At 30.9% G+C, this 7,702-nt stretch carries 6 protein-coding genes and 2 pseudogenes; 3 read left to right on the forward strand and 5 right to left on the reverse strand.

Annotated features, from left to right (window positions below):
- A pseudogene (locus KQA_RS20840) lies at positions 1-953 on the forward strand (DNA gyrase/topoisomerase IV subunit A); the annotation flags it as partial.
- Positions 954-1,046: 93 nt separating this feature from the next.
- Positions 1,047-2,549, forward strand: a complete 1,503-nt coding sequence (locus KQA_RS0217350; RefSeq protein WP_010182862.1) for a sensor histidine kinase — start codon at positions 1,047-1,049, stop codon at positions 2,547-2,549.
- Here KQA_RS0217350 and KQA_RS0217355 read toward each other — a convergent pair.
- The 5 genes and pseudogenes from KQA_RS0217355 to KQA_RS0217375 form a co-directional block, all read right to left on the reverse strand.
- Entirely contained in the window at positions 2,546-3,121 is a 576-nt protein-coding gene (locus tag KQA_RS0217355) for a hypothetical protein (protein ID WP_010182864.1), read from the reverse strand. The two genes, KQA_RS0217350 and KQA_RS0217355, sit on opposite strands and share 4 nt — an antisense overlap.
- Before the next feature lie 21 nt (positions 3,122-3,142).
- Positions 3,143-3,625, reverse strand: a pseudogene (locus KQA_RS0217360) (ankyrin repeat domain-containing protein); the annotation flags it as partial.
- A 135-nt stretch (positions 3,626-3,760) separates the two neighbouring features.
- Positions 3,761-5,215 carry a catalase gene (locus KQA_RS0217365; protein WP_010182867.1) on the reverse strand — a complete coding sequence of 485 codons (1,455 nt, stop codon included), beginning with the start codon at positions 5,213-5,215 and terminating at the stop codon, positions 3,761-3,763.
- 213 nt (positions 5,216-5,428) lie between these two features.
- Entirely contained in the window at positions 5,429-5,923 is a 495-nt protein-coding gene (locus KQA_RS0217370) for a phosphoribosyltransferase family protein (protein ID WP_010182869.1), read from the reverse strand.
- A gap of 2 nt (positions 5,924-5,925) precedes the next feature.
- The gene (locus tag KQA_RS0217375) at positions 5,926-6,312 is read right to left on the reverse strand and encodes an RNA-binding S4 domain-containing protein (RefSeq protein WP_010182870.1); all 387 of its coding nucleotides are present in this window, start codon (positions 6,310-6,312) and stop codon (positions 5,926-5,928) included.
- Between the two features lie 190 nt (positions 6,313-6,502).
- Here KQA_RS0217375 and KQA_RS0217380 point away from each other — a divergent pair, with 190 nt between their 5' ends.
- Entirely contained in the window at positions 6,503-7,555 is a 1,053-nt protein-coding gene (locus KQA_RS0217380; RefSeq protein WP_010182871.1) for a hypothetical protein, read from the forward strand.
- Positions 7,556-7,702 lie beyond the last annotated feature (147 nt).

Raw genomic sequence — 7,702 nt, forward strand, 5'->3', positions numbered from 1 at the left:
ATAATCTTATTTATAAAGATGGACGTGGGGGAGCCTCTTATGTAAAGCGTTTTTCGGTAACGGGTATTACTCGTGATAAAGAATATGACTTAACACAAGGGAAAAAAGGCTCGGAAATCACCTATTTTTCGGCAAACCCTAATGGGGAAGCCGAAGTGGTTACTATTTACTTACGTCAAGTAGGTAGTATTAAAAAACTAAAATTTGATATTGATTTTTCAGCATTACTAATAAAAGGGCGCGGTGTTAAAGGAAATGTAGTAAGTAAGTATGCCATTAAAAAAATAGAATTAAAACAGGCAGGAGTGTCTACATTAAAACCACGTAAAATTTGGTTTGATGAAACTGTTCGACGTTTAAATGTTGATGGTAGAGGAGAATTATTAGGCGAATTTAGAGGTGAAGATCGTTTATTAATTATTAACCAAAAGGGGGAAGTAAAAACCATTTTGCCTGAGCTCACTACACATTTTGATTCGGACATGATTGTATTAGAAAAATGGGTGCCCAAAAAACCTATTTCTGCGATACATTACGACGGAGAAAAGAAACGCTATTATGTAAAACGTTTTTTAATAGAAACTGAAGGGAAAGAGGAAAAATTTATAACAGATCACCCTGATTCATTTTTAGAAATTGTATCCACAGACTATTTACCACAAGTAGAATTAGTTTTTTATAAATTAAGAGGGAAAGAGCAACGACCTAATCAATTGATTAATTTAGCCGAATTTATTTCCATAAAAGGTTTAAAGGCGATAGGAAACCAGTTAACTACAGATAAGCTAAGGCATATTAATGCTAAAGATCCTTTACCGTATGAAGAAGTTTCCGATATTCCAGAAGCAGAAGAAATGAAAACAACAATAGCAGCCGAAAAAGGGAGTGAATCAAAAGAAAATGATTCAGATGAAGGAAATTTCGACGAAGATAACCAACCAACGCTCTTTTAAATACATATGTTGCAATAAATAGCTTTATTTTTAGGGAGTTCCCAAAGTAATTAATTATAATATTTTGTAACTTGTTTACGTTTTACAAATGTTATGATAACACAACAATATATAGATGCTAATGAGTTGATGAGTCAATTATCAGCAGTAAGTGTGCGTTTGGATATTGATTATAAAATATGTTCAATAGCAGGAGATACCTCAGAAATTGGAGTACACAGCTTTGAGCTTTATCAAAATTTATTTGATTTCCTTCCAGTATCATTAATTGATAGTGTTAAAGAAAACCTGCAAAAATCGTTTAGAACAAATAAAAAAGTTAAAACGAATGTTAATTATATTGGAATAAATAATAAACAAAAAAGGTTAAAAGTAATATCAAGCATAATAGCAATAGATACAGAATCATTTTATTTAGTTACGTTTTTAAAACTTCCAGTTACAGATAACATTGTTAGGGAAATTAATGGGTATGAATCTTACGAAGAGGCAAGGCGAAAATTAGAAATTAGCGAAGCTAAGTTTAATTACTTTTTTGAAAATGATCCTGTAATGCATATAAATGTAAATCCCGAAACAGGACTAATAGCTGATTGTAATAAGTTTGTGGTTCAAAAATTAGAACTTGAAAATAAAAATGCAATTATAGGGAATCCAATTTATAAGATTTTTACTGAAGAAAAAAAGGAACGATGTTTAGCTTTATTGGAAAAATTTAAAGCTGAAGGAGAATTAAAAAGTGAGGAGATGGAATTGATTACCACTAAGGGTAAAATTATTCCAGTCATTTTATATACCGTAGCTCAGCGAGATGAATATGGTAAAATTATTTTAAGTAGGTCAACACTTGTAGATATCACAGACCTTAAGAATGCCCAAAAAAGACTTAATCAAAAGAGAATTAGACTTGAATTATTAAATAAAGAATTAGAGCAATTTGTCTCAACTTGTTCGCATGATTTACAGGAGCCTTTGGCAACCATAAAATTTGCTGGTGATGTTTTAGGGAAATTATACAAAGATAAATTTGATCAAAAAGGGCGCGACTATTTGATGTATATTGATGAAGCAGTTGATCGATTGACCAAGCAAATAAGATCTTTATTAGCACATTCAAGAATTGGAGTAAATGCAGAACGTAGCTTTGTAAATACAAATGATTTAGTTAATACGGCAATAAAAGATTTAGGTAAACGAATTTCAGAAAACAAAGCCGAAGTGGTTGTGGATAAGTTGCCTATGGTTGAGGCTTATGGAGTTGAATTGCGTTTGGTTTTTTTGAATTTAATTTCTAATGCAATTAAATACAGAAAAAAGAATCGTATACCTAAAATAAAAATAGGAGCAGCTCAATGTAATGACTATGTAATGTTTTCTGTAGCAGATAATGGTATTGGTATTTCAAAAGAAGATTCAAAGGAGATTTTTAAAATTTTTAATCGTGTAAATGAAACTAATCCAAACAAAGGTACAGGTGTAGGTTTAGCACATTGCGATAAAATTGTGCGAATGCATGAAGGAAAATTATGGGTCGAATCTAATGTGGATAAGGGGAGTACTTTTTTCTTTAAAATTCGTAAACAATACGTACATTAATTTAAGTGATGTTTAATATCATCATATAAATTAAATAATATTTTTTTGTTTATTTCGGATTCCAAAGCTTTTATTTTATTCTTGTTAAGCTCATTTTGAAAGGGAATCATTCCATTTTTTTCAATAATACTTGTTATCGTTTTTTCAAAACAGGTATTTAAAAAAGGCATTACAATTTTACTTTGAGTGTTTTCTTTTTTTATTTGAATAAACTTTTTTGAATAGGCCAAAAACAGTCTTGGATATTGTGAAAAAGTATAAATCGCGTTTTTAAATTGTTTACGAACTTGGTTGCCATCAAGTTGATTTGTGAAATTAAGTCTTACATTTTGATTTAATTTTATAGCATAAAAGAGCATACTTTCTTTTATAAATTGACTATAGTTTTTTGTGGAGTAGTAAAATATTTGAATACCTATATTTGTATTTACAAGTATTATTTCATTTCCAATATTTTCTTGTAAAAAAAAGAGAAATTGTTTAGCTAAGTTAGGAGGTATTATTAAATTTCTTTTGAAACCAGAAGCTTTTATAGTTACAGATTTTAAGTTTTTTATGGTTTGAAATTTCATAATTATTTTTTTTAGCAGTTTTTAGGCTGTGAATAGATCATTTACATCTAAACCTTGTTTTTGAGCATGCATTTTAGCTGTATTCCCCTTATTGTCCTTAATACTAGAGTCAGCGCCATTTTTTAGGAGTAATTTGATAATGTCTTTTTTTCCGAAAGTAGCAGCATAAATTAATGCAGTTGCATTAGAGTAGTTTGTAATATTTACGTTGGCACCATGTTGTAACAATAATTCTACTATTGTGATATAGCCTTTGAAACAGACTCCCATTAAAGCAGTATTACCTGAAGCGTCTTTTGCGTCAACTTTTGGGTGATAACTTAAAAGGAGTTTGGTAATATCTTCTAAGCCATAATAACTAGCTAATAATAGAGGAGTTGATCCCCTTTGATCAATAGTATTTATTAATTCAGGATTTTTTTCTAAAACTTTTTGTACTGTTTTATATTCTTCTGAGCGTATGGCGTCGAATAGTGGATTCATATAGTTAACGTTTTGTGTGTTTCTATTTTGTCGATTAAAAAAGGTATTCCTGTCTGTATTAGGATAGTTATAGAATTGTTATTCTCATTTTATACATCTTTAAATTAAACTTGGTTGATGTCAAATGAGAATAACAATTACTATTTTTTAATAATGTCAAGCAGTTTCTAAGGCTATACCAAGTGCATTTCTAACACCTGCGCCATATTCGGGATCGGCTTTATCAAAATGAGCGATTTGTTTGTTTATTATTTCCATAGAAACTCCCTGCATTGCTTCGGCAATATTAGAAAATAAACGTTCTTTTTGCTCAGTAGTAAACATTCTGAATAAATCACCGGGTTGTTTATATTCTCCATAAGTGTCATTTTCTTCATAACGTCTGATATCACCATTTATGGTTAAAGGAGGTTCGGCTACGCTTGTATCCTCAATAGGCCCTCCTTTAGTATTTGGCTCATAATAGGCATCAGGGTTCTCATTACTATTATCAAAAAAGCGCATTGCACCATCTTTATGATAATGGTTAACTTCGCTATGAGGTGCGTTGGCGGGTAGTGCTTCATAATGTGTGCCTAAACGATACCTATGTGCATCGGCATATGAAAAAATACGGGCTTGCAATACTTTATCAGGAGAAAAACCTATACCTGGCACTACATTAGAAGGGGAGTAGGCAGCATTTTCAATATATTGGAAGTAATTATTTGGGTTTTTATTTAATTCAATTTCACCAACTTCTATTAAAGGGTAATCTCCGTGAGGCCAAACTTTAGTTAAATCAAAAGGATTATATGATGTTTTTTCGGCATCTTTTTCGGGCATTACTTGAATCATCATTTTCCATTTAGGATAAGTACCTTTTTCAATAGCTCCGAAAAGTTCTTCTTGATATTTTTCACGAGTTTCACCTGTAATTTTAGCAGCTTCCTTGTTAGTGTAATGTTTATGACCTTGCATGGTCTTCATATGGAATTTAACCCAAAAACGTTCATTTTTAGTATTCCAAAAGGAAAAAGTATGTGATCCATATCCATTCATATGCATCGGAGTTTGTGGTATGCCACGATCACTCATTAATATGGTAATTTGATGCAAACTTTCGGGAGTTTGTGACCAAAAATCCCACATAGCCTCGGGAGAACGCATATTTGTTTTGGGATGTCTTTTTTGGGTACGTATAAAATCGGGAAATTTATATCCATCTCGAATAAAAAATACAGGAGTATTATTACCCACTAAATCCCAATTTCCCTCTTCGGTATAAAATTTAAGTGAAAATCCACGTACATCTCTTTCAGTATCAGAGGCACCCAATTCTCCAGCTACAGTAGAAAACCTTGAAATCATGGGAGTTTGCTTCCCAACCTTCGAAAATATTTTGGCACATGTATATTTTGAAATATCATTGGTAACCGTAAAGGTTCCTTGTGCTCCCCATCCTTTAGCATGTACTACCCGTTCTGGTATACGTTCTCTATTTTGGTGCGCTAGTTTTTCAATTAACTGATAATCTTGTAACAAGACAGGTCCTCTATTTCCAGAAGTTAACGAGCGTTGATTATTTGATATGGGAGCTCCGGCCGATGTGGTTAATTTTTTGTTTTTCATCACTTTAAACTTTAAGTTAAACGCTAATCAATTTTACCTTTATGCAAAAAGGTGCTAATTGGTTTTACATAAAGTTACTCAGTTAAAGTGTTGTTTTGTATAATATTAGATTCTTTTAACTAATTAAGCTATAGATTTTGATTATAAGTTAATGATTTGTTAATAGTTTTTTAATATATGGTGTTACTAATAGTTGTTTACTAGTTTTTATTTTTAAGTCAAACTCACCATATCTATATCATCAAAACTAACTTCGATATGATCATTTAATGACGTAGAAAGAGAAACCCCTTTAAAATCAGCTTTTACAGGGTATTTTTTGTGATTTCTATTGACAAGAACAGCCGTTTTAAAGCGTTTAACGGGAACACTTAAAAAATGATTTACACCATACATTAATGAAGTTCCTGTATTTAAAACATCATCAACTAGAACTATGGATTTATTGGTGTACTCAGCTTCAGAAAGACTTGTTTGAACTGTACCTAATGGATGTGTTTTATCCATTGTTATTTTACATAAATTTACTTTAATGTCAGAAATAAGATGTAATTCATTTTGCAATCTTTCGGCAAGTATATAGCCTTTATCAGCAATTCCAGCTAATATTAACTCTGTTTCGTTAACGTTCGTTTCATAAATTTGATAAGCAATACGTTTAATTTTATGCTGAATTTGTTCGTGATTTAGTATAATGTCCTGTTGCATTTTTATTCTTTTTCGGATATGGAGTCCCCATCAATCCATTCATCAATATCTCTACGGTCTTTTTTGGTAGGCCTACCTGCTCCTTTTTTGCGGTAATAATCTTTTGAATATTTTAATAAATCTAATTTTTCAAAAGCTTCTTTTGGAGTCCTATCAATTCTGTATAAATCTACTAATTTTGCCCCAACTCGGCTAGGGGGATAATCTAAAACTTCAATTTGATAATTAATTTGGTCTTTTCTAGCACTAATTATATCGGTAGGATATACTTCTCGTGAAGGTTTTACAATAGCATCTGCAATTTTAATTTTTCCCTGTTTACAAGCTCGTGTGGCAATACTTCGGGTTTTGTAAAAACGAATACACCATAGATATTTATCAATTCGCATAGTTTATAGCATTTCATCAAATGTTGAGACTCAAAATTACAATAAAACTCAATAAAATACTACGCCGATAGTACATATAAAGATCTATTTTTAATTGTAACATTTCAATAAAAAAAAGGTTATTAAGTCATTAATTGAAGAGTAATTGAAAGTTTTTAAAATTGTATCTTCGTGGCAAAATAAAGATTATATGAATAAATATTTGATCGGATTAGCACTTTTAGTTGCAATGTTTTCGTGTAATAATGATGATGATGGGCCTTCTGTAGAACCAATTAGAGAAAGAGGACCTCAAGCGATTGCTGATGATGAGATTTTACAAAATTTTTTAAGTACACATACGTATAATGATCTAGATTTTAAAGTAGCGGATCATGAATTGACAAATAACGATATTGTTTTTTATAAACTAACAGACGGTAAGCTACCAGAAGGGACTGATATGAATAAAACATCAGGAAAACCTTTAATAGAATTAGATGAATTAAAAAAAGTAAAATTTACAGAAGCCAATACCGAACAGACGTTGTATGTATTACAAATTAGAGAAGGAGAAGGCAGACCCGTATCAAGACTTGATGATGTAAAGGTAAGCTTTAGAGGGAATAGGATTAATAATAGTGAAGAGAAGGTAACTTCAATTAATAGTGAAATATTTGAAGGATCAGCTACAGACGTTGGTTGGTTAGCATTATTTATTGATACTACTAGACAAAGTATACCTGGTTTAGCCATAGGGATATCACAGTTTAAAACAGCTAGTTCCGAAAGTACAAAAGGAGAGCAGGTATGTGGTGTTTTTGATATAGATACTACAGGTAAAGAAAAAATTAAAAATAATGATTTTGGTATTGGAGCATTATTTGTACCTTCTGGTTTAGGTTTTTATGGTAGGATAAATGGACTTACAAGGGAGTATAATAATTTAGTATATACATTTTCATTATTTAATGTGGATTACAGGGATCATGATAGTGATGGTATTTTTTCTATGTTGGAAGATTTAAATGGGAACCTTAACTTTTTTGATGATGATACGGATAATAATGGAGCACCCAATTTTTTAGATAACAATGATGATGGCGATGATAAGGCAACTGAAGATGAAATTATAATTTTAGATAATCCAGAGATAGATTTTGATTGTGATGGGATACCTACTAATGATAATGAAGGTATTGATATGACTAAACCAGATGTAAATAATAATGGAATTCCTGACTTTTTAGATAAAGAGGCATAATTATTTTAAGTTATCCAATAGAATGACAAACAAAGAGACTTCGTTTTACGAGGTCTTTTTTTTTGTGAATATGGCAATGTTTATGCGTTTAATACGCTTTTAATATAAATATTTCGTATATTTAAGGATGCCAAAATCATCTACTCT

It is taken from the genome of Aquimarina agarilytica ZC1 (genome assembly GCF_000255455.1).
Classification (GTDB): Bacteria; Bacteroidota; Bacteroidia; order Flavobacteriales; family Flavobacteriaceae; genus Aquimarina; species Aquimarina agarilytica.